This is a genomic window from Mesorhizobium sp. M0621, from assembly GCF_040320745.1.
GTDB lineage: Bacteria > Pseudomonadota > Alphaproteobacteria > Rhizobiales > Rhizobiaceae > Mesorhizobium.
This window is the reverse complement of sequence record NZ_JAMYQF010000054.1, coordinates 47,501-49,334: the sequence shown is the minus strand read 5'-3', so window position 1 is coordinate 49,334 and position 1,834 is coordinate 47,501. Positions and strand designations below refer to the sequence as shown.

Annotated in this window: 1 tRNA gene and 2 rRNA genes (1 of these 3 only partly in view); all 3 read right to left on the bottom strand. The window is 56.3% G+C overall.

Features of this window, described 5'->3' with window-relative positions:
- Nucleotides 1-158: 158 nt before the first annotated feature.
- Nucleotides 159-235, bottom strand: a tRNA-Met gene (locus NKI38_RS27265).
- Nucleotides 236-401: 166 nt separating this feature from the next.
- Nucleotides 402-516: ribosomal RNA gene (rrf, locus tag NKI38_RS27260) — 5S ribosomal RNA — on the bottom strand.
- Between the two features lie 278 nt (nt 517-794).
- Nucleotides 795-1,834, bottom strand: a 23S ribosomal RNA gene (locus tag NKI38_RS27255); it runs 1,782 nt beyond the window's last position.

The following is a 1,834-nucleotide window of genomic DNA, read 5'->3' as shown; positions in this document are numbered from 1 at the left end:
GCTCCGCGCCAGCGCCCGTCCCTTCACCCGCCCAGCAGGGCACAACCCACGCCGGAAACGAACTCAAAACTGGATAGAAACTGGGGGCAAGGTCAGCCACCATCAAGCGGATACAAAACAGCCCGCCGGCATTTTGCCTGGCGGGCTGATTGTGATGTTGGTTGCGGGGACAGGATTTGAACCTGTGACCTTCAGGTTATGAGCCTGACGAGCTACCGGGCTGCTCCACCCCGCGTTACCTTTGGTATAAGCCGAGGCTTACAATAGCATGGCCTACAGATAGGTAGATGTCTCACCAAGTGAAAGGGCCGCTTACGCGGCCCGTGGTTCCCGTTGGCGGGCCTAATGATAAAGAGAAGATTTCTCTCACATCCGATGTGAGATCAACGTGCGTTTAGCAGACCTGGCAGCGACCTACTCTCCCGCGTCTTGAGACGAAGTACCATCAGCGCTGGAGCGTTTCACGGCCGAGTTCGGAATGGGATCGGGTGCAGCCGCTCCGCCATAACCACCAGGTCGGCAAAACGCACGTTGTTTCGAGAAGCTGGGTTAGGGATTAGGCAGTAGGGAATAGTGAGTAGGGGATACCCGCTCGCTATAGGCCTGCGCCATTTGCCCGTCTTTCCGTGCCAAGGCGACGTTTTCTACAGGGCGCTTCGGGCATAAGCCCGCAAGCGCGACTGCGCGTCGCCGGTTTTCCGGCGCCCTCGCGGAGCATAGGCCCGTTAGGGCCGCTCATGCGTGAGCGCTGGTTAAGACCATTTGACTTTGTCAAATGGGCATAAGGAATGAGAACGATCAAGCCGATCGAACTATTAGTACCGGTAAGCTTCAAGCGTTGCCGCTCTTCCACACCCGGCCTATCAACGTGGTCGTCTTCCACGGTTCTCAGGGAATACTCGTTTTAAGGTGGGTTTCCCGCTTAGATGCCTTCAGCGGTTATCCCGTCCGGATATAGCTACCCTGCTATGCGGCTGGCGCCACAACAGGTCCACCAGAGATCCGTCCATCCCGGTCCTCTCGTACTAGGGACAGATCCTTTCAATATTCCTACACCCACGGCAGATAGGGACCGAACTGTCTCACGACGTTCTGAACCCAACTCACGTACCGCTTTAAATGGCGAACAGCCATACCCTTGGGACCTGCTCCAGCCCCAGGATGCGATGAGTCGACATCGAGGTGCCAAACAACCCCGTCGATATGGACTCTTGGGGGTCATCAGCCTGTTATCCCCGGCGTACCTTTTATCCGTTGAGCGATGGCCCTTCCACGCGGGACCACCGGATCACTATGACCGACTTTCGTCTCTGCTCGACTTGTCAGTCTCGCAGTCAGGCAGGCTTATGCCATTGCACTCAGCGAACGATTTCCGACCGTTCTGAGCCCACCATCGCGCGCCTCCGTTACTCTTTAGGAGGCGACCGCCCCAGTCAAACTACCCACCATACATTGTCCCGGACCCGGATAACGGGCCGCGGTTAGACATCCATAGTAATAAGGGTGGTATTTCAAGGGTGGCTCCACCTGAGCTGGCGCCCAGGTTTCAAAGCCTACCACCTATCCTACACATGCCACTACGAATGCCAATGTAAAGCTATAGTAAAGGTGCACGGGGTCTTTCCGTCTAACCGCAGGAACCCCGCATCTTCACGGGGAATTCAATTTCACTGAGTCTATGCTGGAGACAGCGGGGAAGTCGTTACGCCATTCGTGCAGGTCGGAACTTACCCGACAAGGAATTTCGCTACCTTAGGACCGTTATAGTTACGGCCGCCGTTTACTGGGGCTTCGATTCAGAGCTTGCACCCCTCCTCTTAACCTTCCAGCACCG